This window comes from Oscillatoria sp. FACHB-1407, assembly GCF_014697545.1.
In the GTDB taxonomy this organism is placed as follows: domain Bacteria; phylum Cyanobacteriota; class Cyanobacteriia; order Elainellales; family Elainellaceae; genus FACHB-1407.
Map to the genome: position 1 here is coordinate 1 of NZ_JACJSA010000033.1, position 26,526 is coordinate 26,526.

General features: G+C 48.0%; 28 protein-coding genes and 1 pseudogene. 20 read left to right on the forward strand and 9 right to left on the reverse strand.

What is annotated here, in order from left to right; genetic code table 11:
- Nucleotides 1–146: 146 nt before the first annotated feature.
- The 7 genes and pseudogenes from H6G89_RS31600 to H6G89_RS31620 all read right to left on the reverse strand — a co-directional run bounded on the left by H6G89_RS31600 (nucleotide 147) and on the right by H6G89_RS31620 (nucleotide 3,904).
- Nucleotides 147–299 (reverse strand): IS1-like element transposase, encoded by a 153-nt coding sequence (locus tag H6G89_RS31600; RefSeq protein ID WP_190513988.1) that lies wholly within the window; start codon nucleotides 297–299, stop codon nucleotides 147–149.
- 15 nt (nucleotides 300–314) lie between these two features.
- Nucleotides 315–425 (reverse strand): annotated as a pseudogene (locus H6G89_RS36515) (IS1 family transposase); the annotation flags it as partial.
- Nucleotides 426–442: 17 nt separating this feature from the next.
- A complete protein-coding gene (locus H6G89_RS36025; RefSeq protein ID WP_255519559.1) occupies nucleotides 443–577 on the reverse strand; it encodes a hypothetical protein in 135 nt (44 codons plus the stop codon).
- Nucleotides 578–610: 33 nt separating this feature from the next.
- Nucleotides 611–898: a hypothetical protein gene (locus H6G89_RS31605; protein ID WP_190513989.1), complete on the reverse strand. Its 288-nt coding sequence runs from the start codon at nucleotides 896–898 to the stop codon at nucleotides 611–613.
- A 106-nt stretch (nucleotides 899–1,004) separates the two neighbouring features.
- A complete protein-coding gene (locus H6G89_RS31610; RefSeq protein ID WP_190513990.1) occupies nucleotides 1,005–1,937 on the reverse strand; it encodes a hypothetical protein in 933 nt (310 codons plus the stop codon).
- A 374-nt stretch (nucleotides 1,938–2,311) separates the two neighbouring features.
- Nucleotides 2,312–3,466, reverse strand: coding sequence for an alpha/beta fold hydrolase (locus tag H6G89_RS31615; RefSeq protein WP_190513991.1), 1,155 nt, complete (start codon nucleotides 3,464–3,466; stop codon nucleotides 2,312–2,314).
- 39 nt (nucleotides 3,467–3,505) lie between these two features.
- Nucleotides 3,506–3,904 (reverse strand): hypothetical protein, encoded by a 399-nt coding sequence (locus H6G89_RS31620; RefSeq protein ID WP_190513992.1) that lies wholly within the window; start codon nucleotides 3,902–3,904, stop codon nucleotides 3,506–3,508.
- 312 nt (nucleotides 3,905–4,216) lie between these two features.
- On the opposite strand from H6G89_RS31620, the gene H6G89_RS31625 reads away from it, so the two are divergent.
- A complete protein-coding gene (locus tag H6G89_RS31625) occupies nucleotides 4,217–10,672 on the forward strand; it encodes a PAS domain S-box protein (protein ID WP_190513993.1) in 6,456 nt (2,151 codons plus the stop codon).
- Nucleotides 10,673–10,699: 27 nt separating this feature from the next.
- Here H6G89_RS31625 and H6G89_RS31630 read toward each other — a convergent pair whose 3' ends face one another.
- Nucleotides 10,700–11,071: a four helix bundle protein gene (locus H6G89_RS31630; protein ID WP_190513994.1), complete on the reverse strand. Its 372-nt coding sequence runs from the start codon at nucleotides 11,069–11,071 to the stop codon at nucleotides 10,700–10,702.
- Between the two features lie 45 nt (nucleotides 11,072–11,116).
- Here H6G89_RS31630 and H6G89_RS31635 point away from each other — a divergent pair, with 45 nt between their 5' ends.
- From H6G89_RS31635 to H6G89_RS31665, 7 genes are all read left to right on the forward strand, one after another.
- Complete coding sequence (locus tag H6G89_RS31635; protein ID WP_190513995.1) at nucleotides 11,117–11,767, forward strand: response regulator; 651 nt, start codon at nucleotides 11,117–11,119, stop codon at nucleotides 11,765–11,767.
- Nucleotides 11,768–11,984: 217 nt separating this feature from the next.
- Complete coding sequence (locus H6G89_RS31640; protein WP_190513996.1) at nucleotides 11,985–12,542, forward strand: DsbA family protein; 558 nt, start codon at nucleotides 11,985–11,987, stop codon at nucleotides 12,540–12,542.
- 252 nt (nucleotides 12,543–12,794) lie between these two features.
- Nucleotides 12,795–13,379 (forward strand): ester cyclase, encoded by a 585-nt coding sequence (locus H6G89_RS31645; protein ID WP_190513997.1) that lies wholly within the window; start codon nucleotides 12,795–12,797, stop codon nucleotides 13,377–13,379.
- 34 nt (nucleotides 13,380–13,413) lie between these two features.
- The gene (locus H6G89_RS31650) at nucleotides 13,414–14,160 is read left to right on the forward strand and encodes an SDR family oxidoreductase (protein WP_190513998.1); all 747 of its coding nucleotides are present in this window, start codon (nucleotides 13,414–13,416) and stop codon (nucleotides 14,158–14,160) included.
- Between the two features lie 89 nt (nucleotides 14,161–14,249).
- Entirely contained in the window at nucleotides 14,250–14,606 is a 357-nt protein-coding gene (locus tag H6G89_RS31655) for a helix-turn-helix domain-containing protein (RefSeq protein WP_190513999.1), read from the forward strand.
- Nucleotides 14,607–14,740: 134 nt separating this feature from the next.
- Nucleotides 14,741–15,640, forward strand: a complete 900-nt coding sequence (locus H6G89_RS31660; RefSeq protein WP_190514000.1) for a pirin family protein — start codon at nucleotides 14,741–14,743, stop codon at nucleotides 15,638–15,640.
- Nucleotides 15,641–15,927: 287 nt separating this feature from the next.
- The gene (locus H6G89_RS31665) at nucleotides 15,928–16,950 is read left to right on the forward strand and encodes an LLM class flavin-dependent oxidoreductase (RefSeq protein ID WP_190514001.1); all 1,023 of its coding nucleotides are present in this window, start codon (nucleotides 15,928–15,930) and stop codon (nucleotides 16,948–16,950) included.
- A 16-nt stretch (nucleotides 16,951–16,966) separates the two neighbouring features.
- Here H6G89_RS31665 and H6G89_RS31670 read toward each other — a convergent pair whose 3' ends face one another.
- Entirely contained in the window at nucleotides 16,967–17,149 is a 183-nt protein-coding gene (locus H6G89_RS31670; RefSeq protein ID WP_190514002.1) for a hypothetical protein, read from the reverse strand.
- A gap of 94 nt (nucleotides 17,150–17,243) precedes the next feature.
- Here H6G89_RS31670 and H6G89_RS31675 point away from each other — a divergent pair, with 94 nt between their 5' ends.
- The 12 genes from H6G89_RS31675 to H6G89_RS31730 all read left to right on the forward strand — a co-directional run bounded on the left by H6G89_RS31675 (nucleotide 17,244) and on the right by H6G89_RS31730 (nucleotide 26,503).
- A complete protein-coding gene (locus tag H6G89_RS31675; RefSeq protein ID WP_190514003.1) occupies nucleotides 17,244–18,212 on the forward strand; it encodes a CPBP family intramembrane glutamic endopeptidase in 969 nt (322 codons plus the stop codon).
- Between the two features lie 244 nt (nucleotides 18,213–18,456).
- Nucleotides 18,457–19,491, forward strand: coding sequence for a zinc-dependent alcohol dehydrogenase family protein (locus H6G89_RS31680; protein ID WP_242060214.1), 1,035 nt, complete (start codon nucleotides 18,457–18,459; stop codon nucleotides 19,489–19,491).
- A 94-nt stretch (nucleotides 19,492–19,585) separates the two neighbouring features.
- Complete coding sequence (locus H6G89_RS31685; protein ID WP_190514004.1) at nucleotides 19,586–20,167, forward strand: ester cyclase; 582 nt, start codon at nucleotides 19,586–19,588, stop codon at nucleotides 20,165–20,167.
- 282 nt (nucleotides 20,168–20,449) lie between these two features.
- Nucleotides 20,450–21,118: an NAD(P)H-dependent oxidoreductase gene (locus H6G89_RS31690; RefSeq protein WP_190514005.1), complete on the forward strand. Its 669-nt coding sequence runs from the start codon at nucleotides 20,450–20,452 to the stop codon at nucleotides 21,116–21,118.
- 158 nt (nucleotides 21,119–21,276) lie between these two features.
- Nucleotides 21,277–22,032, forward strand: a complete 756-nt coding sequence (locus H6G89_RS31695) for an SDR family oxidoreductase (protein ID WP_190514006.1) — start codon at nucleotides 21,277–21,279, stop codon at nucleotides 22,030–22,032.
- A gap of 372 nt (nucleotides 22,033–22,404) precedes the next feature.
- Nucleotides 22,405–22,875 carry a nuclear transport factor 2 family protein gene (locus tag H6G89_RS31700; RefSeq protein ID WP_190514007.1) on the forward strand — a complete coding sequence of 157 codons (471 nt, stop codon included), beginning with the start codon at nucleotides 22,405–22,407 and terminating at the stop codon, nucleotides 22,873–22,875.
- 101 nt (nucleotides 22,876–22,976) lie between these two features.
- On the forward strand, nucleotides 22,977–23,327 hold the full coding sequence (locus H6G89_RS31705; protein WP_190514008.1) for a hypothetical protein: 351 nt from the start codon (nucleotides 22,977–22,979) through the stop codon (nucleotides 23,325–23,327).
- A 72-nt stretch (nucleotides 23,328–23,399) separates the two neighbouring features.
- A complete protein-coding gene (locus H6G89_RS31710; protein ID WP_190514009.1) occupies nucleotides 23,400–24,236 on the forward strand; it encodes an alpha/beta fold hydrolase in 837 nt (278 codons plus the stop codon).
- Between the two features lie 105 nt (nucleotides 24,237–24,341).
- Nucleotides 24,342–25,235, forward strand: a complete 894-nt coding sequence (locus H6G89_RS31715; RefSeq protein WP_190514010.1) for a pirin family protein — start codon at nucleotides 24,342–24,344, stop codon at nucleotides 25,233–25,235.
- The gene (locus H6G89_RS31720) at nucleotides 25,228–25,641 is read left to right on the forward strand and encodes a hypothetical protein (protein WP_190514011.1); all 414 of its coding nucleotides are present in this window, start codon (nucleotides 25,228–25,230) and stop codon (nucleotides 25,639–25,641) included. The genes H6G89_RS31715 and H6G89_RS31720 overlap by 8 nt, the downstream gene beginning before the upstream one ends.
- Complete coding sequence (locus H6G89_RS31725) at nucleotides 25,634–26,209, forward strand: TMEM175 family protein (protein WP_190514012.1); 576 nt, start codon at nucleotides 25,634–25,636, stop codon at nucleotides 26,207–26,209. Before H6G89_RS31720 ends, H6G89_RS31725 begins: the two co-directional genes overlap by 8 nt.
- 129 nt (nucleotides 26,210–26,338) lie before the next feature.
- Complete coding sequence (locus H6G89_RS31730; RefSeq protein WP_190514013.1) at nucleotides 26,339–26,503, forward strand: hypothetical protein; 165 nt, start codon at nucleotides 26,339–26,341, stop codon at nucleotides 26,501–26,503.
- Nucleotides 26,504–26,526: the final 23 nt, after the last annotated feature.

The following is a 26,526-nucleotide window of genomic DNA, read 5'->3' on the forward strand; positions in this document are numbered from 1 at the left end:
GGCCGCTTTGATGCTCGATCGCAGACCACAACCAACGCTGTCGTTTCTTAGACCCGACAAAGCGACCCATTTCAGCCTCCTCCACTCGAACAATCATCATGGCTGATCTATTCTCTAACTGCTCCAACAACAGTCGATTGACCGCTTCAATCGCGTGTTCTTTTTTTTAATTCTTCAATTACGGTGGTTGGGCTAATGTGGAGAACTCGTGCGGTATCCCGAATACCACTGCCGTTGACTGCCATATCGCTAATCTTCTGCTTAACGTCTGGCAAACATCCTTGATAAGTGTATTGCAAGAGGGAAGTAGAACGGGGGCAATCGGTATTGCCGCACTTGTATCGTTGTTTTCCCGCTGGTGACTTTCCGTGTTTAACGATGTTAGTGCAATTACAGCTAGGACAGTGGATGGGTTCTCGAACCATTGGCAGACTTAAGGTAATTAGGTTACCTTCAATTGTGCCTTAAATCCACAGGTCTGGAACACCACCAACAAAATGATACCGGGACAACCATTTGCAAGTTGACTATCTAGGGCACTTTGCAGGATGGACTCCACTAAATTCATGGATCGCATTATCGTTGTCCTTCCTGATAGTGTTTGAAATAGTCACAGGTTGTAGCGGTAGGAATAGCGGGATTCTAACCAGGCGCGGACTTCTGCAACGGAGTAACAGGTTGTGGATTGTCCGGTGTATGGGTCGTGGATCGTCCAAACAACTTGACCGTTGGCGCAGATACGTTGAGAAACGATGGGTTCGCGGTCTTGAGTGAAATAGGCGATCGCCCTTTTTCCAAAATTTACGAGCGAGCGTTTGAGCAACTGCCAGCTTGATGAGGCGATCGATGGACGAACGGAAGCGGACGGCTTTTGAGCCGAATAGGAGGGGTAAGTCATGATGTTTTCCTTGTGGGATTGCTTTGCTGAATAGGATGCGGTTCAAGGTCAGAGCAAGGCTACAATTTACTGACTTGCTCTGACGATCGCAGCTGAGTTTTTTTAATTAGCTGTACTTTTTAGCAACCTCAGCCAATCGGCTTTGGGAAGCCGGGCTCACGTGTGCGAAGGTTTGTACAAACTTAGCGTGGCTAATTCCAGACCCAATAAATGTCCACCGATAAGAGCGTTTTTGAATGGTTTGGATTTCTTGTTGTTCCGCCTCAGTGAAAGTGCGTCCTGTTGCGGCGGATAGAGCAGCCAAATCGAGTTGCACCTGCATCATTAAGCCACCGTCGAGAAACTCAATGAGCTTAAAGAAATCTTCTACTCCGGCTTCTACTTCAGCAGGTTCCAATTCACTCACTAACTGATTCACCATTAACGTATCCAGCGTGGTGTGTTGGGCTTCCTCCAGCCAGTGATGTTTTAATAGACTACAAAACTGTGGATCAAGGTTTTCGCCGACATTATCGCGGACACTAGCGAGATAGTGATACTGAGTCATCCATTCGATGTAAAGGATGATTAACGCGACTCCTAGGGGACGATGTTGTAAAACTGCGTTGGCGATTTCTTGAACAGGTCCAATTCCATCACAACGACCACCAAAGCCGATTTCAAACTCTTCAGCAAAACGGCGAAATAGCCGAATATGCTTGCTTTCTTCCTCCGCAAAATGGAGTAATGCTTGAGTGGCAGTAATATCAGCCAGCCCAGTGCTGTTGACGTGGTTGATGACGGTGGGTACGATGAACTCTTCTACCAGGCCAAACAGGTGTAAATAGCTGTTGCCTCGAATCTGATTGAGAAGTTGTTTTTCTTCAGTGTTAAGACAAGAAATTTCATTCACTTGCGCCAATGCGTCTGGTAGAAACCGTGTTGTGAAGTCCAGTTTTTTGTCTCCACCAATGATGTCTTCAACCCTCCAATTGACCTGAGTTGCGCGTTGAAGAGATTGTGCATAACCTTGGTTAGGGTTAGTTGCGATCGCAGTCATTGTTGTTCTCCAAAATAAATCAGTGATGAGTATTTGATGAAATAGTCTTGAGGAATCAAGAAAACCATCTCTTTTGTTGTTCTGTTCTCAGGTTATTCAGTCTCCTGTCCTGGAACCGTCCAAGAATCGTCCGAACTTCATTCCGAGGGACTTTGGGCACAAAAAAGCCTCTATAGCAAAGTGGGGAACCTTGCCAATCGATTCACTTGATGCACCTTGAAAACAAGCTGAAAACTTGAGACTGCAAGGATTTTAGGCGTTGAGTTAAACTCCCTTCCCTGGCATAGCTCTATCTTGGGCGATCGCTCTTTAAAAGTCGTGAGAGCAGAGTCTCAATCTGTTGCTGTAGTTCTGTCAGAAATCACCCGATCGGGCTAGGACTCAAGTCCCATACCTGTGCCAAACCCTGCATTTCTCGCTTTGACGATCGCCTCTGCACGGGTCTTGACCTGCATTTTGCTGAAGATATGAGTGATGTGATTTTTAACCGTTTTGGGACTGAGTACCAACTGTTCGCTGATTTGAGTGTTACTTAACCCCTGAGCAATCAGTTCAAGAATTTCTTGTTCGCGATCTGTAAGAACTTGGGTCAGTTCAAGACGCATTGAATCGGGTTGAACATCAGTAGTTGGGAATACGACAGCAGTTTCATCAGGCTTGATCGACGCAGGATTGAGTGAAGCCACACGATCGGGTTGAATAAATTGTTGTACTTCCTTTAGAAACCTCTGCCACGCTGGTTCATGGTTGAGCAGGATGTGATTTTTGCTATCTAGTGGCACAAACTGAGCATTGGGAATCAGAGCTGCCAGCAATCGCCCTTGATCAAAGGTTATTTCCACTTCATGTTGAGCATGGAGAACAAGCGTGGGTACTGTGACCTGAGTTGCCAGGTCACACACATCAGTACTGTTGAAGAGATGGATAAACTTCGCTGCATTATCAGGAGACGTGGAAATTTTCTGAAGTTCATTAAAGGCGTTGAGTTGCTCTAAGGTGCCTTCGGGAATGAAGAGTGAGGTAAACAATTGGCGAAATGCTGGATTATCACGCCCCCACCCCAGTTGAACGAGTTTGGCGCGAATTTCGGCTTCTTCAACCTGTTCACGTGTGGCATTGCGTTTGAGGCGACCCTGGGCATAGCCTCCATAGAGGATGAGGTGGCTAACTTTTTCTGGGTGCTTGACCGCATAGGCGATCGCCACCCCTGCTCCTTGAGAAATTCCCAGTAATGCAAAGCGTTCGAGTTTCACTGTATTGATGACCGTCTCCAAATCCTGCACCCAGGCATCGAAGGAAAAGTTAGGCACATTCCAATCTGATAAACCGCACCCTCGCTCATCGTAGCGAACCACGGTAAACCGCTTTGATAGCTCCTCCCACCAATGTCTCCAAACGGGACTCTGCCAGTCAAACTCTAAATGGCTAAGCCAGTTCGCCGCTTTCACCAGCGGATAACCTTGCCCGGTCATAGCATAGGCAAGATTGACATGATCTGGGGTTAGACAAAAGTGAATGCTTTGCTCCATTGGTTGAACTCGAAAGAACAATTGACGCAACAGAGATACTCAATCTGGTTTAACCAGAGTGGACTTCCAAACTTGTTGGAAGGGTTGTCCAATTTTACGATAGAGCGATCGCACATCCTCAGCAACCACAGCCGTAAACACACAAATGGAATAGGAGCCATTGAGCATGACCGCAGAAAGGAGAGGCTGAACATTTAACTCCTGAAAACACTCCTTTTCTTGAAGCTTGGCAGACTCATATATGGCTTTAGTAATCGGAGGGTCATACCGAACTTCTGCAACAATCAAAGCGGAACCCTGGGGTAATGTTGTTGGATCACGATCTTGCCAGAGATCGGCCTGCCACACACGCTCAAAGGGCATTCGAGCCTCTCGGCAGGCTTCTCGCATCAAATTGGAGTAGGAAAGCTGAAATAGGCAAATGGAGCGATCGCCCACTCAGAAGATGTGGCTGGACGGCAGCGATTTTCGAGTGGCTACAAACTGCCCTGTCTCCGGTCTCGATTGTCGAACTCAGTTGTAGTTTGGAGATGCCCTCAGTAGAGATATGCTTGGGTGTATTGTTCGGCGGTTCTCAGTTAGAGCAGCGACGAGGTTTTGAGGTCGCCTGGAACTTTATCTTCCTTCACCACAAAAATGTAGTCATTGGAAGACCTTCAGAAAATTCACCCAGAAGCTTTATTTTCTGGAGTTTGGCAAGCGATATACTTTGGGAGACCGATGACAGCCCTTCGTCGGGGGAAGAGTTCAATGATTACTCTGCCTGGAATTATTATCCACAGCAAAATTTATGAGAGCTCAGCTTCTTTGGTGTATCGGGGCATCAGAGAGCAAGATCACTGTGCAGTGATTGCCAAAGTTCTCAAGCAGGATTATCCCTCTCCTCAAGAATTAACTCGCTATCGGCAGGAGTATGAAATTACTCGTTTTCTCAACATTGAAGGCGTAGTCAAGGCATACAGTCAGCAAGACTACCAGCGCACGCTGGTTCTTCTTTTGGAAGACTTTGGTGGAGAGTCTTTAGAATGCTGGATGCGGCAACAATTAGACTTTTCTCCCATGCCGCTGTCGGTTTTTTTGAATATGGCGATCGCCATTACGGATACTCTAGGCAAAATCCATGCGGCTCATGTCATCCACAAAGATATTAATCCTGACAACATTGTCTTTAATCCGAAGACTGGCGTTATCAAAATCATTGATTTTGGCATTGCCACTCGCTTCAGTCGCACCAAGCCCACATTCAAAAGTCTCCATCTTCTAGAAGGAACCCCCGCATACCTGTCGCCAGAGCAAACCGGGCGAATGAACCGGATGCTCGACTATCGCACTGATTTCTACTCACTGGGCGTAACCTTCTACCAACTGTTGACGGGACAATTGCCGTTTCCTACCAGTGATCTCCTGGAACTAGTCCACTGCCACATTGCTAGACCGCCGACTCCTCCACACGAAGTTAGGGGTATGGGGTGTGGGGTGTGGGGCGTGGGGACAGATGATGCATTACACCCTACACCCTACACCCCACACCCGATCCACACAATTCCTAAAGCAGTTTCCGACATTGTGATGAAACTGATGGCGAAGAATGCGGAGGATCGCTATCAAAGTGCCTGGGGCATTAAAGCAGATTTAGAACGCTGCGCTCAACAACTAGCAGAAATGGGTCAGATTAACACCCTATCGTTGGGACTGCAAGATATTTCCGAGCAGTTCCATATTCCTCAAAAACTGTATGGGCGAGAAGCGGAGATCGAAGCATTATTGGCTGCGTTTGAGCAAGTGGCAGGAGGTAAAGGGCTAGAGGAGTGGAAGAGTAGAGGAGTAGAAAGCAATCCCACACCCCACACCCCACCACCCCACCACCCTACACCCTCATGCAGCCAAATGATGCTGGTCTCCGGTTATGCTGGCATCGGCAAAACAGCATTGGTACAGGAACTCTTTAAACCGATCACCGCAAAGAATGGCTACTTTATCTGGGGTAAATTTGACCAATTCCGGCGCAATATTCCCTACAGCGCGATCGTCGATGCCCTGCAAAAATTGGTGCAGCAACTATTGGGTGAACCTAATGAACAGGTGGAAGTGTGGCGATCGCTTCTGCTCACAGCTCTGGGAAGCAACGGACAAATTATCATAGATGTCATTCCCGAAGTTGAGTTAATTATTGGCAAGCAGCCCCCTGTGCCTGAAGTTGGAGCAACAGAAGCACAGAATCGCTTCAATCTCACGTTTCAAAAATTCGTGCGGGCATTTTGTGCAAAAGAGCATCCCCTGGTCATTTTCTTAGACGATCTACAGTGGATCGATTCTGCGACGTTGAAGTTAATCGAACTCATCTTACTTGACGAGCAAACTCAATCTCTGTTTTTGATCGGAGCCTACCGAGATAACGAACTGACTCCAATGCATCCGTTGGTCTTAACGCTAGAGAGCCTGCGAAACCAGGGAGCAGTATTTCAGGAAATCATCCTGACCCCCTTAACGCTGGAACCGTTGACTCAACTGGTGGCTGAGACATTACATCGCAATCCTGATGCAGTTCGTTCCCTAGCCCAAGCTGTGTCACGTAAAACCGAGGGCAACCCTTTCTTTGTTGGTGAATTTTTGAAGCTGCTGCATAGCGAAAATCTGTTGACCTTTGATGCCCCTCAATCCCCCCTTACCAAGGGGGGAAGTAAAGGGGGGTGGCAGTGGAACCTGGCAGAGATTGAAGCTCAAGATATCACCGATAATGTGGTGGAGTTGCTGCTGCGTCAGTTGCAGAAATTGCCGGAAGCAACACAGCAAGTTCTCTCCATCGCGGCTTGTGTTGGGGCTGAGTTTGATTTAGAAACGTTGGCCATCATTTGCGAAAAATCACCGAAAGCAATTTTCCAGGATCTACTAGCAGCAATACAAGCGGGATTAATTCAACCGCTGTCTGAATTGGACGAAGACTTGTTGGTTCAAGAGTATAAGTTTCTGCACGATCGCGTTCAGCAAGCGGCTTATGCTTTGATTGATGAATCGCAGAAACAAGTGGTTCATCTTCAAATCGGTCGCAATTTGCTCGAAAAAACTTCACCAGAACAACGATCTGATCGGTTGTTTGAAATCATCGATCATCTCAATCAAGGACTTGAGCTAGTCACTGCTCGGTCAGAACGAACTGAAATTGCCAGATTGAACTTAATGGCAGGTCAGAAAGCAAAGGCAGCAACGGCTTATGAAGCAGCACTTCAGTATTTCAATACAGGGCTTAAACTGCTTGATGGGGAAAGTTGGCAGCGTGAGTATGACCTAACTTTGGTGTTGCATTCAGAGGCCGCAGAGGCCGCCTACCTCAGCGGTCACTTTGACGAAATGGAGCGGCTTGCAGAAGCAGTGCTTAACTGTGCGAAGACGACGCTCGATACCGTGAAAGTTTACGATAGCAGGATTCAAGCATGGCTGTCGCGGGGAGAACCTAAAGAAGCCCTGAAAACTGGCTTGGAAGTGCTGCAACGATTGGGAATTCGTTTAGTGCAAGCTCCAAGTCAGTTAGATGTTCAAGCAGGATTAGAGGAAACCGCTTCACGATTGTCTGGGCGGGAAATCGAAGATTTGATTGATTTGCCAGAGATGACTGAACCTGTGCCACTGGCAGCAGTCTACATTTTAGCAGGCATATATACTCCGGCTTTTATTTCGACACCCGCTCTGATGGTGCTGATTATATGCAAGATAGTGAATTTATCGATCGCCCATGGAAACGCGATCTGGTCGCTGCTTGGTTATGTTGGCTATGGCATGATCCTCTGTGGCGTTGAACAAGACTTTGAACTGGGCTATCGATTTGGCAAATTATCCTTAAATTTAGCGAAACAATCAAATAACAAGAGAGGTAATTGCAAAGCATTGATGATGGTGAGTTTCCATATCATTCTCTGGAAAGATCACCTTAAAGAAACATTCCCTGGCTTTGCTGAAGCCTGGCAAAGCGGTATAGAAAGTGGAGAGTTTGAATTTGCGGGTTATTCTGCAATTGGCCTATGTTATTACCCCTTTTATGCAGGACAAGAACTGACAGAACTGGAACAACAAACCGCGATTTATCGGAAAGCCACCCATCAAATTAGACGAGAGACTCCTGCCACCTGGCTGGCAATGTTGCAACAAACGATCCTGAACCTGCGAGGTCAATCTGAAACCCCAAGTCGCTTAGTGGGTGGTCTCTACGACGAAGAGCAAGCACTGTCATGGACGATCGCGGCAAAGGATGGAACTGGCCTTCACTTCTTTTACTTAAATAAGCTGATTTTATGCTACCTGTTCGGAGAGTATGAGCAAGCTGCAAAAACGGCTACTTTGGCAGAACCGTATTTAAACACAGCCACAGGATTAATGTCTGTTGCTGTATTTCGTTTCTATGACTCCCTAATCGTTCTGAGCGTGTTGGCAAATGCTGCAAACTCTGAAAAAGCATCCTGGTTGAATCGCGTTAATGCCAATCAAGAGAAGATGCAGAAATGGGCATACCACGCCCCCATGAATTTTTTGCATAAATACCATTTAATCGAGGCAGAGAAAGCGCGAGTCTTAGGGCAATTTCTTGAGGCTGAAGAGTTTTATGAACGGGCGATTGCAGGTGCTGCTGAACATGAGTATATCCAGGAAGAAGCATTAGCCTATGAATTAGCGGCTAAACATTATCTGGCGCGAGGTCGAGAGAAAATTGCTCAGACCTACATGAAAGAGGCGCACTATTGCTACGATCGCTGGGGCGCAACCGCTAAAGTTGAAGACTTAGAAAACCGCTATCCACAGTTCTTTTCTCAATCATCTAGAGTCGCTTCCACATCAATTCCTATTACTGCTGAAACTATCACTCATCCCTTCCATACGGCTTTCGATTTAGCAGCCGTGATGAAAGCTTCGCAGGCGATTTCTCGTGAAATTGAACTGAAGCAATTGCTGAGATTACTGATGCAAATTTTAATTGAGAATGCTGGTGCACAAACCGGATATCTGATTTTAGAAAACTCAGGAGAATGGTCGATTGAAGCGGCTTGTGAACTCAATGGTGATGAGAATACTTGTGCAACTCAGGTGTTACAGTCTATTCCAATTGCCAATCAATTACCAGAATCAATCATTCAATACGTGATTCGGACTCTGAAGCCTGTCACCTTAAATGATGCGACTCGTGAAGGTGCTTTTATTAATGAGTCATACATTCAACAGAACCAGCCTCAATCTATTTTCTGTTTGCCACTGCTAAATCAAGCCAAGCTGGTCGGTGTATTGTATTTAGAAAATCGGTTAGCAACTGGAGTGTTTACACCAGAGCGATCGCAGGTCTTGCAGCTATTATCGACTCAAGCCGCGATCGCCATCGAAAATGCCAACCTTTACTCAGAGCTACAGGCTAAGGAAAGCAAGATCACTCAGTTCCTTGAAGCGATTCCGGTGGGAATTGCGATCGTAGATGCGACGGGTTGTCCTTACTATGCCAACCAATGCGGCAATCAACTCCTGGGCAAAGAAACTGATACTTCCATAGCACCGGAGCAGATCTCAGAGGCTTATCAGCTTTATGTAGCGGGAACGGATCAAATCTATCCAGCGGAGAGGTTGCCTACAGTGCAGGCATTAAGGGGCGAACGCATCAGGACTGAAGATATAGAAATTCGTCGGGATCATGTCTCAATTCTAATTGAGGCACGGGGAACACCCGTTTTTGATCAACAGGGCAACATCACTTATGCGATCGCTACCTTTCAGGACATTACAGAGCGCAAACAAGCCGAGAAACTCCTGGCTGACTACAACTGCACTTTAGAGCAACAGGTCGCAGAACGAACTGCTGCGTTACGACAAAGTGAAGCCAAGTTCCGAGCTATCTTTGAAAACTCGCAGGTCGGCATCGTCCGAGTCTGCATCTCGGATGGATTAATTCTCAATGCCAATCAACGCTTTGCCAATCTGTTTGGCTTTGACTCACCAGAGGAGATGATTGGACTTGAAAGCACCACAAGCTATTATGTCAATCCCAGCGATCGCCAACAAGCCGTTGAGTTGCTGAAACAGGATGGGGAAGTGCGAAGCTATGAAGTACAACTGCGAAAACGAGATGGGACAGTGTTCTGGGGACTTTTCTCTTCCTATCTGAATGCAGCCGATGGATATATCGATGGCGTGCTTGCGGATATTAGCGATCGCAAACAGGCAGAAGTTGCTCTACGAATAAGTGAAGAACGACTACGCTTGGCATTAACCGCGTCAAATCAAGGACTCTACGATCTCAATATCAAAACTGAAGAAGTCGTGGTTAACCCAGAATACGCTTTAATGCTGGGCTACGATCCAGCAACATTTCATGTGACCAAATCTAGTTGGATTGAGAGTTTGCATCCTGACGATAGAGAATCAGTGCTTGCAGTTTACCATGCTTGTATTACTGGAGAAGTCCCCACCTATCAAGCAGAGTATCGCCATCGTACCCAGGATGGTCAGTGGAAATGGATTCTTGCTGTCGGCAAAATTGTTACCTGGAATGAATTTGGTGAACCCATCCGAGCGTTGGGAGTTGTTACGGATATCGACGATCGCAAACAGGCAGAAGCCGCTTCAATTGTAGAAGAACGCAACCGCATGGCACGCGAAATTCACGACACACTCGCTCAAGCGTTTACAGGCATTCTGGCTCAGGTAGGTGCGGCAAACCAGGTGCTAACAGATGATTTAGAAGCAACTGGGGCACATCTAGACCTGATCAAAGAATTGGCGCGAACTGGACTGATTGAAGCACGGCGATCGGTCGTTGCACTTCGTCCTCAGCTTCTAGAGGAGGGCAGTTTACAGAGTGCTCTCCATCGTCTCATCGCTCAAATCAGAACTGCTGCAATGGATACCACTTTATACTATGAGATCGAGGGGACAGTGTATGCTCTCCCCACTGAAGTCGAGAATAACCTACTCCGGATTGGGCAGGAAGCCTTAACTAATGCGATTAAACATGCCAATGCTGACGAAATTCGAGTTGAGTTAGCCTACGATCGCGACCAGGTTTGCTTGCGCGTGAAAGACAATGGACAGGGTTTTGGAGTTGGAAGTATTCCATCCTCTAAGGGATTTGGCTTACTCGGCATGAGCGAACGGGCAGAGCGCATCGGCGCACAACTCACGATTCGGAGTCAACCTGGGCAGGGAACGGAGATTGTGGTAGTGGTTGGGGTGTGAGGGTGTGAGGGTGTGGGGTGTAGAGGGTTAATGACTATCCATAACCCTTTGAAGGCTTTGGCGGAGTCGAGTAAGTAAGCGTCCTGCACTTTCACACAAACTCATCAGTTTGGTGATGTCATTCAGGTAATTCAAATCATGGGCGAGGAGAAGCAACGTTTCTAATTCTTTAAGACTTCCATTGGCAACACCAAGGAACTGAACGTATTCCTTACGATGATTCCGTCCGTAGCCCTCAGCAATATTTGCAGGCACAGAGACGCTGGCTCTGCGAATCTGAGATGTTAATCCATAGATTTCATGCTTTGGCATACCTTCTGTTATTTGATATACCTCACGCGCCAGTTGCATTGATATCTTCCAGACCTCCAAATCACGGTAACTTTCCAGCTTACCCATATCCCACATCCCTCATCTCTTCTACCCCACCCACCCTAACACCCCATGCTTCCCACACCCCACACCCCACACCCCACACCCCCAATTCGGGTTCTAATTGCAGACGACCACGCCATTTTTCGGCAAGGATTAGCCACAATTATTAACCGTGACCCAGAGATGCAGGTAATTGCCCAAGCCGAAAATGGGGAACAGGCGATCGCGCTATTTGAGGAACATCAACCGGATGTCACGCTCATGGATCTCCGCATGCCTGAATTAGAGGGAGTTGCTGCCATCGGTGCAATTTGTGCTGCTGCTAAATCGGCTCGGATTATTGTACTGACCACCTATGATAGTGACGAAGATATCTATCGGGGATTGCAGGCAGGCGCAAAAGGATACCTGTTGAAAGAAACTGAACCAGACGAGCTTCTAAACGCCATTCGCACCGTTCATCGGGGGCAGCAATATATTCCACCTGATGTGGGCGCAAAGTTAGCGCAGCATCTCAGTAATCCAGAACTGAGTGAACGAGAACTAGAAGTCCTCCGCTCACTGGCGCAAGGAATGAGTAATGCTGAGATTGCGGCGGCTTTGAGTATTGGTGAAGGCACGGTTAAATCTCACGTTAATCGGATTTTGAATAAGTTAGATGTGGGCGATCGCACCCAAGCTGTGATTGTTGCCGTTAAACGCGGCATTGTCAGTTTGTAGGGTGTACTTTCGATCGAATTCGGATTCTAACTTAAGTTAGAGCCAGCCTTATACGTTGCGATCGCATCGTTACTCTATCAATTTGTACCGTAAAAGAGTTAACTCACTGTAGACGACGGCTTGAAAGCGATCTCCTATATTGAATTTATGCAAACAAAGATGCAGTCAATGGATTGAGCAAGTAATTGCAAGATTCCCTTGATGCAGACGTAGAAAAATGAACGAAGATCGTAACCACAGTTCCTTACTTGTACCACCTTCAACTCAAGATCATATTCAAGGTGTGCTGAGTGCCAAGGTAGTGCTGGTGATGTATGGAGACTATCAATGCTTTAGAAGTGCAGACGTTTACAAGCTGATTCAAGGGATCAGACGAGAACTGAGTGCTGCTTTGGGAGAGGATGATTTATGTTTGATCTTCCGTCACTTTCCGCAAACACAGATTCATCCTCATGCTCAACGGGCAGCCCAAGCTGCCGAAGCCGTCGCTGCCCAAGGACAGTTTTGGTCGATGCACGATACTTTACTTGCCCATCAACAAAATCTGGAGAATGGTTATCTTGTTGAGTACGCTAATGATTTAGGGCTTGATATTCCTCAGTTTCTCAAAGACTTGCCCAAACAAGTGCATATCGGTCGGATCAATGAAGATATCGAAGGCGGAATAGAGAGTGGAGTAACGACTACCCCAGCCCTGTTTATCAATGGAATTCGGTATACCGGACGCTGGAACACGACGGAGTTGATGACAGCCATTGTTGCTGCAAGTCATTAAGTTCCCCGATCTTTGCTCTCAATTCATATCTGACTTGTCTGTGTTATCGCCTTCGGTGCTACTGGAGCAAAAGTCGTGTTCTCCGGTAGACGCGACGCAGAAGGTGAAAAAAACGCCCAACTGATTCGTGAAACAGACGCTGAATGCTTATACGTCCATTGAAACAAGTTCACTAACATCACAAGAATCTGGAAGCAGTCAAGCATTGGAACTCAAGACACTTTAGATAGATAAAACCAGGAGTATTTAATCATGGTCAAAGAGCAAACTGTAGACGGACAAGCAAATTTACAAGCAACTACCAACTTGACAGCCCAGGAGTCTTTGCAAGCACTTTGGGAAGAGCATTTACAGTACGAGTTTGGCACTCACAGTACTGAAGATGCCCTCGCTACGATGGTTGAAGATGCTTACGTTAACCACATCCCTGTAATGACTGGGGGAGTTGGGAAACCAGCACTGCGCGAGTTTTATTCCAAATACCTCATTCCACAGATGCCGCCAGATATGGAGTTGACCCTAATCTCGCGCACGATCGGAACCGATCAACTCGTGGATGAAATGGTGGCTAAGTTTACTCATACTGTTTGGATGGAATGGATATTACCCGGCGTTGCTCCCACTGGAAAACGGGTGGAAGTGCCAGTAGTAGCGATCGTCCAGTTCCGTGACGGCAAAATAGCCCACGAACACATTTACTGGGATCAGGCAAGTGTATTGGTTCAAGTCGGCTTGCTCGATCCGGGTACACTTCCCGTCGTGGGCGTTGACAGTGCGCGTAAGGTAATCGATCCCAACTTACCTTCAAACACACTAATCGATCGCGTTTTGACGTAAGTAACATAACCATTCACAACAAGAGGTCACTATCATGATGCTTAAAGACAAGGTTGCTTTAGTCACTGGTGGTACATCGGGCATTGGTCGTGCAACCGCGATCGCTTATGCCCAACAACAAGCCAAGGTGGTGGTGGTGGGTCGCCGAATGGATGAAGGTGAAGAAACGGTTCGATTAATCAAGGAAGCTGACGGAGAGGCGATTTTTGTGCAAGCCGATGTCACGAAAGAAGCCGATGTCAAAGCAATGGTTGATAAAACGGTTAACGTTTTTGGTCGGTTGGATATTGCCTTTAATAATGCAGGAATGGGCAGCGAAAATCCCTCATTGATTGAGCAAACAGAAGCGGAATACGATCGCACGATGAACGTCAATGTCAAGGGCGTTTGGTTGTCGATGAAATATGAAATCGCTCAGATGTTGAAACAGGGAAATGGTGCAATCGTCAATATGGCATCTGTGGTTGGAGTCGTTGCACTGCCTAACATACTCCTCTACACCGCGAGTAAACATGCGGTGGTAGGCTTAACCAAAGCGGCTGCACTCCAATATGCCAAAGCGGGGATTCGCATCAATGTCGTTGCACCAGGGGCAATCCAAACAGATATGTTTGAAGCAGTTACAGATGAAGCCAAAGCTTACTTGACAGGACTTCACCCGATCGGACGAGTTGGAACACCGCTTGAAGTTGCAAATGCAGTTCTGTTTTTATCATCTGACCTGGCATCGTTCACAACAGGTGAAACGTTGATGGTAGATGGCGGTTATGTAGCACAGTAGCCGAGCGGCAATGCAAAATATTGCAGTGCTCGAATGTGCGATGGCTAGCTTTTGCCTGTTTTGTTAAGCAAATTGCCAATCTTTGAACCATGCTAACAATTACAACGCCAACCCTTGAAGCCAAGTGCAAAGGCTTAACGCACACCCAATTGCAGCAAGTACTCAACTACATTTGTACTCACCTTGATCGAGATTTATCACTGACTGAGCTTGCAGAAGTGATCAATATTAGCCCGACTTACTTTGCGAGTTTGTTTAAGCAAACAATGGGAATTTCTCCCCGTCAGTATGTGATTCAACAGCGCGTGGAACAAGCAAAGTTGATGCTATCAAAAACAGATTTGGCGATCGCAGACATTGCTCTACAAGTAGGCTTCTCCAGTCAAAGCCATTTGACGCAGCACATCAAGCGATTCACAGGAAAGACCCCCAAGCAGATTCGCTAGCACCATAAGAATCTGAAAGAAATCGAGTCTTGGAACTCATTACATTGAAGTTAAGTTAGGCAAGAGTCTGAAGCAGCAACACAATTAAGATTGTATCTTCGTCCACAACGTCAACTAAAAATGGATTGTAAAAAATGAGTATTCAGCAATTAATTACGCCTGAAAAGCACGACTTAGGTGGGTTTAGCGTACAGCGCATCTTACCAAGTGAAACCCTAAAAATGGTTGGACCTTTCATCTTCTTTGATCACTTAGGCCCAGCTGGTTTCCCGGCTGGAAAAGGCGTTGATGTTAGACCCCATCCACACATCAATTTAGCGACGGTTACCTATTTGTTTGAAGGAAGCCTGTTGCATAGAGATAGTCTAGGTACAGTACAAGAGATTTTTCCGGGCGATGTGAACTGGATGACCGCGGGCAAAGGTATTGTTCATTCTGAGCGATCGCCCAAGAGCTTTAGAGAGAAAGAATCTACTCTTCACGGCATTCAGACCTGGATTGCTCTCCCCGAAACCGCTGAAGAAGTTGAACCCAGCTTTTCACATTATCCGGCGACTGATTTACCGAGGTGGACTCAAACAGGCACCAGCGCGACCTTGATCGCCGGTAGCTATCAGTCTCACCAATCACCCGTTAAAACCTACTCTGCTACTCTTTACCTATCGCTCATTTTCACGGAGGGTAGTCAATTTCAGCTAGTGCCAATAGAAGGTTTAGAAAGGGCCGTTTATAGCGTCACATCCGGCCTATTCTTAAATGGAAAGCCCTTAGAGCCATATCGTCTAGCCGTTTTAACGCCGGATGAATCAGTAAATATCAGTGCGGGGGCTGAGGCAAAAGCAATGATTATCGGCGGGGCACCAGTGGGCGATCGCACCAAGTACTGGAACTTTGTGTCGAGCCGCTCAGCGCGTATTGAGCAGGCAAAACGAGATTGGCAAGACCTCCGCTTCCCGGCGGTTCCCGGTGAAACTGAGTTCATTCCACTCCCTGATCATTCAGATCACGGTAGTAGCCCAATCCCTCTGAGTTGAAGATAGTTAAGCGTTTTTGCTGAGTGAGAGAACAGCCGCTTAACTCGTACAGCAAGACTTTCTACTGTTTTGGATTAAGCCCTGTAGGTTGGGTTGAGGTCACGAAACCCAACGCCGACAATAGCCCTGTAGGTTGGGTTGAGGTCACGAAACCCAACGCCGACAATAGTTTTGTTGGGTTACGCTATCGCTAACCCAACCTACGGCAGAATCAAGGTTTCGAGAGTTTTGTCAGTCAAGCAGTTTGGATTAAGTCTATTTCATTCGCAAAACGCTTGGGAAATAATATGGAAGTTGGAATTGACAGTTTTGCCTCGGTTGGAACGAGTGAAAACGGTGAAACGGCGGATGCCACGCAGTCTGTCGCCGAACTGCTGGAGAGAATAGAGCAGGCGGATCGTTCCGGCTTGGATATCTTCGGTATTGGCGAGCATCATCGGCATGAATTTTTAGATTCGGCAAACGCGGTTATTCTCGCCGCTGCCGCCGCACGCACCGAGCGCATTCGTCTGACCAGCGCAGTTACGGTGCTGAGCGCGGCTGACCCGGTGCGTGTGTTTCAACAATTCGCCACGCTCGATTTGATTTCAAAAGGTCGTGCCGAAATGGTTGTCGGGCGCGGCTCGTTCACCGAAGCCTTTCCGCTATTTGGATTTAGTCTCGGCGATTACGACGAGATTTTCGCTGAAAAGCTCGAACTCTTGCTCAAAATTCGGGACAATGAAACCGTCAATTGGTCGGGCAAATTTCGCCCCGCACTGGAAAACCAGGCGATTTATCCGCGTCCGCTGCAAAAGCCGTTTCCCATCTGGATCGGGGTCGGTGGTACGCCGCAATCTTTCCTCCGCGCCGGAATGCTTGGACTGCCGCTCGTGGTCGCCATTATCGGCGGCGAAACGCATCGCTTTCGCTCGCTCGTAGATTTATACCGCGATGCCGGAGCGCGCGCCGGACATGCGCCCGAAGCATTGAAAGTTTCATTGCATTCAATCGGTTATGTCGCCGACACGACCGAACAAGCCGTTGAAGAGTTCTTTCCGGGCTACGCCGAAACCTTCACTAAAATCGGCAGAGAGAGAGGCTGGCCGCCCGTGACGCGTGCCGCTTTTGACGCGCAGCGCGGCGCAACCGGCGCATTACTGGTCGGCAGTCCCGAAGAAGTGGCGGAGAAAATCCGCCGTCACAGTGAATCGCTCGGCGGCATTTCGAGAGTAACGTTCCAAATGGACAACGCGCAGATGAACCACGCCCAACTGATGCGCTCCATTGAATTGATTGGAAAGCGAATGTCGCCTCTCTTGAACGATTAAACCGTGCGGGCAGGGTTCAACTCAAGCTTCGACAGGATAACACTAGCTCCATACGCCTGTTAGCGACATTAGAACAGACGTGAGACTGACGCCGCTTTTCAGCATAGGCATCACTACGGCGATCGCCATTTAACTCAGCGTTAGGAACATCACGCCAATCGCATCCGGTAGGTTCAGCAGCAGCCGTTGGTTTCTCCAATCAAAGCCACTTAATCCAACCGTTTAAGTGCCTGACTGGAATGACCCCAAAACAGATTCGCTAATTCGATCACGCACGAGTCAAGGAGACAACGATGAAGTTTAAAGCAATCAAAGGACGTCAGGGAAGCAGCATGGAAGCGAAAGACGCGACTTACGTGGAGGCTGCCGGGTGGGGTAAGTATCGGTGGTGGCGGTATCTTCTAGGATTAGTCGTCATCTTCTTTGTGGGGCTGGTGGTCGGCGGCATCGCCATCCCCCACATCGCGTTCCTGTTCGGCGGTCAGGAGTGGCTTGCGGCGGTCAATCGGCTGGATTACGCCGCGCTCGGCCCCGTGGGGGGCTTCGTTGCGGTCACGGCAATTTTTTCGTTCTTCCTCGCGGGAATCTTGATCGCCGTCACCCTCGTTCACCGTCGTCATCCCCGGACGCTGGTCACAGCACGGGAGCGGATAAGTTGGCGGCGTGTCGGTCACGGATTTGTGGCGTGGTTCGTGCCATTCTGGCTGATCGCTGGGTTGGGACAGTACTTCTTCTATCCCGACACCTTCTCTTTTAACGTTGACTTTGACTTTGCAACATTCGCGCTCTTCGTCCCGATCGCACTGATTTTCACTGCGATCCAGACCACCACCGAGGAGCTTTTCTTTCGCGGATACATTGTGCAGGGCGCGAGTATTGTTTGGTCTAACCGCGTCTTTCTGGCACTGGTGCCAGCCACGATCTTCGCCCTGGCGCACCTCTTCAACCCGGAGGCGAGCGCGGGCGGCTGGCTTACGGTCTTCTTCAACTACTTCCTCGTTCCAGGTCTGCTGTGGACCGTGGTTTCGTTGATTGACGGAACCACCGAACTCGCCATTGGCGTACACTTCGCGCACAACATCGGCGGCAATCTCTTGATAGGCGTAGCCGGAAACGCCGTGAACGCACCGACTCTGTTCACAATCAGCAAATTCCACGCGACCTACACGGCTCTATCAATGCTGGTTGTCGTACCCGTGTTTCTGGCGATCGCCTACAAGGTGTTCAAACGCGACGAGGTATCCAAACCCGTTGATTCCTGAACCCATCAGTAACTCGATCAAAGGAGTTCATCGCTATGTCTAAAGTGTCTTCTAACCGCCCACAGAAGTCCCCTGCCGCGATTTGCTTACAATTCCGGTGATGGTAGCTGCTGGCATGAGGGGATAGAACAGTTCGGAGTTTGATTCTATGCCGAAGGTCAATCTTGATTGAAACAAGAAAAGGATGTGTTGGTTGAGAGACTGCTCTGTTAAAGCATCCACTTGGAATAAAGGAGAGATTTAAATGTCTGAGAAAAATAAAGCAGTTTTATTAGAGGGAAATGCGGCGATCGCTGAAGGCAATGAGGCTGATATGGAGTACATGCAAGCTGCGGTACTGACTGCTTTTGGTAGTGCTGAGGTGTTTGAATTTCAAACCATACCGAAGCCAGTTCCAAAAGCGACCCAAGTTCTGGTAAGAGTATATGCAACCTCGCTCAATCCCCTTGATTATCAAACCCGTCGAGGTGACTACAAAGATTTAGTGCGTCTCCCTGCAATTATCGGAGTTGACGTTTCGGGTGTGATTGAAGCGATTGGAGAGGCAGTCACTCATTTCCAAGTTGGAGATGAAGTTTACTACTCACCCCAGATTTTTGGCGAGTTTGGTAGTTATGCTCAATACCACGTTGCAGAGGAAAGCATCGTTGCAGTTAAGCCGACTAATTTGACCCATGTTGAGGCAGCTTGCTTGCCGTTGGCAGGAGGAACTGCCTGGGATTGCCTTGTAACCAGAGGGAATTTACAAGTCGGTGAAACAGTTCTAATTCATGCTGGAGCGGGTGGAGTCGGTTCGATCGCAATTCAACTGGCGAAAGCAATGGGTGCTTATGTATATACAACATGCAGTGCAGAAAACTTTGACTTTGTTAAGAAGCTGGGTGCAGATTATCCCATCGACTACAAGCAAGAAAATTATATTGAAGTGATTGGCCGAGAAACGAATGGTCGGGGTGTTGATTTGGTTTTAGACACGGTTGGAGGAGACACGATTGGACGTAGCTCAGAGGTGATTCGTCCATTTGGAAAACTGGTCACAATTGTCGATACTGCAACCCCTCAAACACTGCTTGATGCCTGGGGTAAGAATTTGACGATTCACTTCGTTTTCAGCCCTCAGTATAGAGACAAATTGGACGCACTGAGAAACCTGATTGAACGCGACCAGATTCGACCCGTCATTGATTCAGTTCTGCCTTGGAGCGACATCGTTCAAGCTCATCAACGTTTAGAACAGGGAAGAATGCGAGGCAAGATTGTTCTGCAATTGACTGAGTGATAAAAACGCGCTGCTATTTTTCTCTGTTCTGATGCTACGAGCTACATCACAGGTTACTCAACACTTTAGATAGATAAACCAGGAGTATTTAATCATGGTCAAAGAGCAAACTGTAGACGGACAAGCAAGTTTACAAGCAACTACCCATCTGACACCAGCCCAGGAGTCTTTGCAAGCACTTTGGGAAGAGCATTTACAGTACGAATTTGGCACTCGCAGTACTGAAGATGCCCTCGCTACGATGGTTGAAGAGGCTTACGTTAACCACATCCCGGTAATGATTGGGGGAGTTGGGAAACCAGCACTGCACGAGTTTTATTCCAAATACCTCATTCCACAGATGCCGCCAGATATGGAGTTGACCCTAATCTCGCGCACGATCGGAACCGATCAACTCGTGGATGAAATGGTGGCTAAGTTTACTCATACTGTTTGGATGGAATGGATATTACCCGGTGTTGCTCCCACTGGAAAACGGGTTGAATTGCCAGTAGTTGCGATTATTCGGTTTCGTGACGGCAAAATAGCCCACGAACACATTTACTGGGATCAGGCAAGTGTATTGGTTCAAGTCGGCTTGCTCGATCCGGGTACACTTCCCGTCGTGGGCGTTGATAGTGCGCGTAAGGCGATCAATCCCAACTTACCTTCAAACACACTAATCGATCGCGACTAAGTACTGTGATTCACAGATAGGGTTTGGAGATAAAACCAGGGGGGTGTGGGGGCTGCGCCCCCAGCCAGGGGTTCCACCCCTGCACCCCAAATTCCCACCCTTATTTATGACGAGTTGTACTAAGTGTAGGAGTCAGCAAATATCAATGCCTAAACCCGCCATTTTGCAACCAGGATCGCAACTCGCCTGACCCAGCTACGTTCTATACCCGTGGTGAAAAAGGCTATCTGGATTATTCAGCCCTAGCAAAAGTTTAGAAACTTAGAAAACGAGATAACTCACATGAAAGTTTTGATTGTTCTTGCACACCCAGAGCCGAAAAGTTTTAACGGAGCAATGTTTCAGACAGCAATTGACACGTTCAAAGACTCTGGGCATGAGGTTCAATATTCAGATCTCCACACCATGGGATTTGACCCTGCATCCGATCGCCGCAACTTTACGTCTGTCAAAGATCCTGACTACTTTAAGCAGCAACTTGAAGAGATGTATGCCATTGAAGTTGGAGGATTCATTCCAGAAATTGAAGCTGAGCTCCAAAAACTGGAATGGTGCGATCTGATGATTTGGCAATTCCCTTTGTGGTGGTTCAGTGTCCCTGCAATTTTGAAGGGGTGGGTCGATCGCGTCTTTGTTATGGAGCGTGTTTACGGTAGTGGACATATGTATGAAACGGGCAGATTTCGAGGTAAGCAAGCAATGCTCTCGTTGACCACAGGTAGCACAGAAGAGGAGTATCTTGCAGGCGGTTTTAACGGTGATATCCATGCTATTCTGCGCCCAATTCAGCGAGGGATGCTGCAATTCGTTGGCTTTGACGTTCTTGCTCCGCAGATTGTCTATGCCCCCGTTCGCCAAACAGATGCAGTTCGTCAACGTATCTTGAATGATTTTTCGCAACGATTGCGAACCATTGAACGTGAGTTGCCGATCGCCGTAGGTCAGTATTGATCGGCATGGAACTGGCGGGACTGGATTTATGGGGCACGCAGCCAGGATCGTACTCATCCCGGTTGTAGAAGGCGTTTCTTATTGCTGGCTCCTACAGGTATTGCTCATTGAGTTTTTGACGCAAGTAACATAACCATTCACAACAAGAGGTCACTATCATGATGTTTAAAGACAAGGTTGCTTTAGTGACGGGAGGGACATCGGGAATTGGTAGAGCAACCGCGATCGCCTATGCCCAACAACAAGCAAAGGTAGTGGTGGTGGGTCGTCGAATTGACGAAGGTAAAGAAACAGTTCGATTGATTCAAGAAGCTGGTGGAGAGACGATTTTTGTGCAAGCCGATGTCACGAAAGAAGCCGATGTTGAAGCAATGGTTGATAAAGCGGTTAGCGTTTTTGGTCGGTTAGATATTGCTTCTAACAATGCAGGAACGATCGGCGAAAATCCCTCTTTGATTGAGCAAACAGAAGCGGAATACGATCGCACGATGAACGTCAATGTTAAAGGCATTTGGTTGTCGATGAAGTATGAAATTGCTCAGATGTTGAAACAGGGAAGTGGTGCGATCGTCAATACGGCATCTGCGAATGGAGTCGTTGCATTTCCTGCCTTCCCCCTCTACACTGCGAGTAAAAGTGCAGTCATAGGCTTAACAAAAGCGGCTGCGCTTCAATATGCCAAAGCGGGGATTCGCATCAATGTCGTGGCACCAGCGGTAATCGAAACAGAGATGTTTGAAGCAGCGACAGGTGGGCAGGATGAGGTCAAAGCTTATATAACAGGACTCCACCCGATCGGGCGAATTGGCACGCCGCTTGAAGCTGCAAATGCAATCCTGTTTTTATCATCTGACCTGGCATCGTTCACAACAGGTGAAACATTGATGGTAGATGGTGGGTATGTAACGCAATAGTCGATTGGCAGTGCGAAATGTTTGATACAGCACTTCAAGCGACTCACTAAGAGAATGCCTGAGAAGTATCTACAGTTCTGCATTTGGCCCCCTAAATCCCCCAAGTTTGGGGGACTTTGAGGCAGATTTCCCCCCAAATTTGGGGGGCTAGGGGGGCGGTTCAGGCAACATTAAACGCTTTTCAGGCATCCTCTAAAGCAACACTGAAATTGGTTCGCTAACTCCATCAGAAACTCCATAGGAATCTGCAAGAAATTGAGTGTTGGAACTGACTACACTCAAGTGAACTAAGACAAAGAGAACTTAGGAGTTGATGATGTCCAAAGTGTCTTCTAACTCACCACCACAAAACTAAAGAAAGGAATCATTACCATGAGTACCCAACCGACCGAAGTGATCAAAGAGTTTCTGGCGAATACGGCAATCGAAAAGGTCGAGGCGGCTGCCCGACGGCTCGTTGCGGAGGATGCAACATACATTTCCCTGAATTTCGACAACCCTGAACTGAAGCAAATCTTGCCTTGGACGGGAACCTCTAAAGGTCCCCAAGCGTTCATCGATACGTTCTCCGGGGTTGCGAAATGGTGGACGCATGAGGACTTCACCGTTACCGCCCTCTTCGGTGAAGGCGAGAACGTTGCGGTGTTCGGCAGGTTCACGTACCGCTCGGTCTCGCTGAGCAAGGCGGCGACCTCACCGTTCTCGATCCACGCCAAGGTACGCAACGGGAAGATCGTGTACTTTCAGTTCATGGAGGATACTTTCGCGACCGCTCGCACGTTCAGCCAGAAGGGGACTTGGGCCATCAAAATCGCTCCGAACCAGCCGGAGTTTGAGGTGTAATAGCAGCCTACGACGCCTACCATGCGCTGCACCGGAACGCTATCTTCTTGCAGCCTATTTGTCCCTTGAGATGCCGAGCACTTTATTACCGATAAGGTCTAATGAAAAGAGAGTTAGCGATAAATTTTCTGTTCTCGTTTGTGGGCGGCGCAATGGTCTGGGCCTTGTCACCCTTTTTATCCGGGCAGGTCGAACCGTGGGATGCGAAAGGTTTTTATTATGCCGCAGCACTTCTTATTGTTGGCCTTGTCGTTGGACTTGCTCGACCTAAACATGTTTGGTCGCACTATGCCGGTATTATTCTTGGTCAACTGACGTATATGCTTTGTTTTCTGTCCGGCGGTCCGTTAATTCCTGTTGGAGTCGCTATTTTAGCGGCTTACTCCACAATCGCTTTAGCAGGAGCAGCAAGTGGGATCTGGTTTCGTCGCGTCAGCCGGGGTGCGCGGTGATTTTGCTGCCTAACATAGCCTCTGATGCAACAGACAAAAACACATCATCAATTTACAACGGAGAAACCTCTCATGCCTTACATTACTGTTGGTCAAGAAAACTCTGCAACCATCGATCTCTACTACGAAGATCTGGGGACAGGACAACCGATTGTACTGATTCATGGATTTCCATTGAACGGACATTCCTGGGAGAAGCAGGTTTTAGTTTTACTGAATGCAGGATATCGAGTGATTACCTACGATCGCCGAGGATTTGGTGCTTCCAGCCAACCCTCGTTTGGTTATGACTACGATACCTTCGCCGCCGATTTGAATACACTCATGACCAAGCTTGACTTGCAAAATACCGTGCTGGTCGGCTTCTCAATGGGAACCGGTGAAGTCACACGTTATCTTGGCAAATACGGCTCAGAGCGGGTGCAGAAAGCCGTGCTAATGGCTCCCGTTCCACCGTTTCTGTTAAAGACAGACGACAATCCAGAGGGCGTTGACCAAAGCGTTTTCGATGGCATTATGAAAGCGATCGTTGCAGATCGTCCAGCTTACTTTTCTGAATTTTTCAAAGCGTTCTTCAATGTGGATGTGTTGTTGGGTGACCGTATCAGCAATGAAGCGATTCAAGCCAGTTGGAATGTAGCAGCAGGGGCTTCTGCCAAAGGGACTTTGGACTGTGTACCTTCCTGGCTCACCGATTTCCGCGATGATCTGCCCCGCATTGATGTACCGACTCTGATTATTCATGGAGATAGCGATCGCATTTTGCCGCTTGAGTCTACCGCAGCAAGACTGCCAAAGCTGATCAAAAACAGTCAACTGGTTGTCATTCCGGGTGGGCCGCACGCCATCAATTGGACTCACGCCGATCAGATCAATCCCCTGTTGCTGGACTTTCTTCAACAGAAATAATCAGTGACTTGCCGGATTCCTGTCCTGTGAAACAACGCTGTGATTCACCCCGCTGAGTCAAGCTCAAATGATACACAATTTGTCTAGTTCTAAAGAGGCAATCCTATGACTGTCCCCACTCAAACGTCTCGAACCGTTGCCGGAGTCATCAACAGCGTTGAAACACTGGAAGGGGCCGGATTTCTTGTCCGTCGGCCCTTTCCCAAAAGTAGCTTCTCTGAATTTGACCCGTTTCTTCTCCTCGACGAGTTGGGTCCGATTAATCTAAAGCCGGGTCAGGCAAAAGGTGCACCCGATCATCCGCACCGGGGCTTTGAAACCGTCAGCTATGTCTTGGATGGACGGTTAGAACACAAAGACTCTGCGGGGCACGCCGGGCTACTAAATCCGGGTGATGTCCAGTGGATGACAGCAGGTGCGGGGGTCGTGCATTCCGAGATGCCGGAGTCAATGTTTACCCAAACGGGTGGACGGCTCCACGGCATTCAACTATGGGTCAATCTGCCACAACGAGACAAAATGATGCCGCCCCGCTATCAGGAAATTCCAGCGGCTCAGATTCCGGTCGCTCAAACCGAAGATGGGTCTGTGACGGTGCAGGTGATTGCGGGAGAAGCGTTAGGGGCAAAAGCCGTAATTCAGACGCGCACGCCGATAACTTACCTCCACTTCACCCTGCAACCAGGGGCAACGATGATTCAGCCCGTACCAAAAGAGTACAACGCCTTTGTCTATGTACTGGAGGGGTCTGGGTTATTTGGGACAGAGCCAGCACCTGGTGATGATGGGCAGATGGTGCTCTTTTCTCAAGATGGAGAAGATGTGGCGATCGCCAACCCTGCTGATGCTCAGCGTCCTCTAGATCTTCTGCTGATTGCAGGTGTACCCCTTAACGAACCAGTCGTACGCTACGGTCCATTTGTCATGAACACTGAAGCTGAAATTACTCAGGCAATCAACGACTACCAGGCAGGAAGGATGGGACGAATTGATGCTTAACACATCTCAATATCAGATTAGTCAACATCAACGCTTGAGTGAGTTGCGAATCAAACTACTGCATCTGCACAAGCTTTTACTAGAGACTGAGCGTCTTACCTATGAGCAAGTTCGAGGGCATGTTTCTGGAGGTGAATTGCTACAACTGGTGATTAGTCATGAGCAGTTTGCCTGGTTGCATCGACTCTCAGAATTGGTTGTCCAAATCGATGAGTTGCTTCATGCCGATGAACCTGTTACATCAGAGGCAATTGAAGCGATCGACAGTGACATTCGGACACTGCTCAGCCCCGATGAATCGGGCGATGAGTTTGCGATGAAATACAACATGGCGTTACAACGCCACCCCGATGTCGTGTTAGCTCATGCAGATGTCATGTTGTTGCTGGCCTCTGAAAATGGTTAAAGGTAGGTTAGAAGCCTTCAGTGATGGGGTAATCGCTATTATTATCACCATTATGGTGCTGGAGTTAAAAATACCTCATGAGTCAGATTTAGCTGCACTACGTCCGTTGATTCCAACCTTTCTAAGCTATGTGTTGAGTTTCGTGCATGTTGGTATCTACTGGAACAATCACCATCATCTGTTTCAGGCAGTCCGACAAGTGAATGGTTCAACGTTGTGGGCAAACCTACATTTGTTGTTCTGGCTATCATTATTTCCCTTTGTCACCGCATGGATGGGTGAAAATCACTTTGCTGCGTTGCCTGTTGCGCTTTATGGTGTGGTTCTATTGTTGGCTGCGATCGCCTACTTCGCTCTGACCCGCACACTTGTTTTTTACCACGGTCAAGATTCCACACTTGCAACCGCTCTTGGTCGGAATTTTAAAGGCAAGTTATCAGTATTGACTTATGCAGTTACAATTCTACTTGCTTTTGCAATCCCTTGGCTTGCATGTGGATTATACGTTCTGGTTGCAGTTCTGTGGCTCATTCCCGATCGCCGTATCGAAAAGGCATTGAACTCATAAAGTTCCATTTTTGATGCAACAAAAACCAGCTAATAAACCCTCTGCACCAGCACGAATATAGGCTGTTGGTCACAGACAAACGCAAACAACATCATTGGCATACTCGTGATCAACAGAGATGGAAGCGCCTTGACTACACCGACTCTGTTCAAAATCAGTGAGTTCCACGCGACCTATGTGGCGCTATCGGTGCTGGTTGCAATACCTATATTCCTGGCGATCGCCTACAAGGTGTTCAAACCCGACGAGGCATCCGAACCCGTTTTCCAGAGCGATCGGAGGGGTTGTCGGTGATCTCGTCCATTCGTAAAACCATC

What these genes read in the sequence shown, in the direction of transcription:
- H6G89_RS31610 (WP_190513990.1), bottom strand. Translation starts at nt 1,937, where the DNA reads ATGACTGCGATCGCAACTAACCCTAACCAAGGTTATGCACAATCTCTT.
- H6G89_RS31630 (WP_190513994.1), bottom strand. Translation starts at nt 11,071, where the DNA reads ATGGGTAAGCTGGAAAGTTACCGTGATTTGGAGGTCTGGAAGATATCA.
- H6G89_RS31605 (WP_190513989.1), bottom strand. Translation starts at nt 898, where the DNA reads ATGACTTACCCCTCCTATTCGGCTCAAAAGCCGTCCGCTTCCGTTCGT.
- H6G89_RS31720 (WP_190514011.1), top strand. Translation starts at nt 25,228, where the DNA reads ATGCTTAACACATCTCAATATCAGATTAGTCAACATCAACGCTTGAGT.
- H6G89_RS31645 (WP_190513997.1), top strand. Translation starts at nt 12,795, where the DNA reads ATGGTCAAAGAGCAAACTGTAGACGGACAAGCAAATTTACAAGCAACT.
- H6G89_RS31700 (WP_190514007.1), top strand. Translation starts at nt 22,405, where the DNA reads ATGAGTACCCAACCGACCGAAGTGATCAAAGAGTTTCTGGCGAATACG.
- H6G89_RS31685 (WP_190514004.1), top strand. Translation starts at nt 19,586, where the DNA reads ATGGTCAAAGAGCAAACTGTAGACGGACAAGCAAGTTTACAAGCAACT.
- H6G89_RS36025 (WP_255519559.1), bottom strand. Translation starts at nt 577, where the DNA reads ATGCGATCCATGAATTTAGTGGAGTCCATCCTGCAAAGTGCCCTAGAT.
- H6G89_RS31660 (WP_190514000.1), top strand. Translation starts at nt 14,741, where the DNA reads ATGAGTATTCAGCAATTAATTACGCCTGAAAAGCACGACTTAGGTGGG.
- H6G89_RS31680 (WP_242060214.1), top strand. Translation starts at nt 18,457, where the DNA reads ATGTCTGAGAAAAATAAAGCAGTTTTATTAGAGGGAAATGCGGCGATC.
- H6G89_RS31675 (WP_190514003.1), top strand. Translation starts at nt 17,244, where the DNA reads ATGAAGTTTAAAGCAATCAAAGGACGTCAGGGAAGCAGCATGGAAGCG.
- H6G89_RS31715 (WP_190514010.1), top strand. Translation starts at nt 24,342, where the DNA reads ATGACTGTCCCCACTCAAACGTCTCGAACCGTTGCCGGAGTCATCAAC.
- H6G89_RS31710 (WP_190514009.1), top strand. Translation starts at nt 23,400, where the DNA reads ATGCCTTACATTACTGTTGGTCAAGAAAACTCTGCAACCATCGATCTC.
- H6G89_RS31615 (WP_190513991.1), bottom strand. Translation starts at nt 3,466, where the DNA reads ATGGAGCAAAGCATTCACTTTTGTCTAACCCCAGATCATGTCAATCTT.
- H6G89_RS31665 (WP_190514001.1), top strand. Translation starts at nt 15,928, where the DNA reads ATGGAAGTTGGAATTGACAGTTTTGCCTCGGTTGGAACGAGTGAAAAC.
- H6G89_RS31725 (WP_190514012.1), top strand. Translation starts at nt 25,634, where the DNA reads ATGGTTAAAGGTAGGTTAGAAGCCTTCAGTGATGGGGTAATCGCTATT.
- H6G89_RS31655 (WP_190513999.1), top strand. Translation starts at nt 14,250, where the DNA reads ATGCTAACAATTACAACGCCAACCCTTGAAGCCAAGTGCAAAGGCTTA.
- H6G89_RS31690 (WP_190514005.1), top strand. Translation starts at nt 20,450, where the DNA reads ATGAAAGTTTTGATTGTTCTTGCACACCCAGAGCCGAAAAGTTTTAAC.
- H6G89_RS31640 (WP_190513996.1), top strand. Translation starts at nt 11,985, where the DNA reads ATGAACGAAGATCGTAACCACAGTTCCTTACTTGTACCACCTTCAACT.
- H6G89_RS31695 (WP_190514006.1), top strand. Translation starts at nt 21,277, where the DNA reads ATGATGTTTAAAGACAAGGTTGCTTTAGTGACGGGAGGGACATCGGGA.
- H6G89_RS31650 (WP_190513998.1), top strand. Translation starts at nt 13,414, where the DNA reads ATGATGCTTAAAGACAAGGTTGCTTTAGTCACTGGTGGTACATCGGGC.
- H6G89_RS31705 (WP_190514008.1), top strand. Translation starts at nt 22,977, where the DNA reads ATGAAAAGAGAGTTAGCGATAAATTTTCTGTTCTCGTTTGTGGGCGGC.
- H6G89_RS31625 (WP_190513993.1), top strand. Translation starts at nt 4,217, where the DNA reads ATGATTACTCTGCCTGGAATTATTATCCACAGCAAAATTTATGAGAGC.
- H6G89_RS31635 (WP_190513995.1), top strand. Translation starts at nt 11,117, where the DNA reads ATGCTTCCCACACCCCACACCCCACACCCCACACCCCCAATTCGGGTT.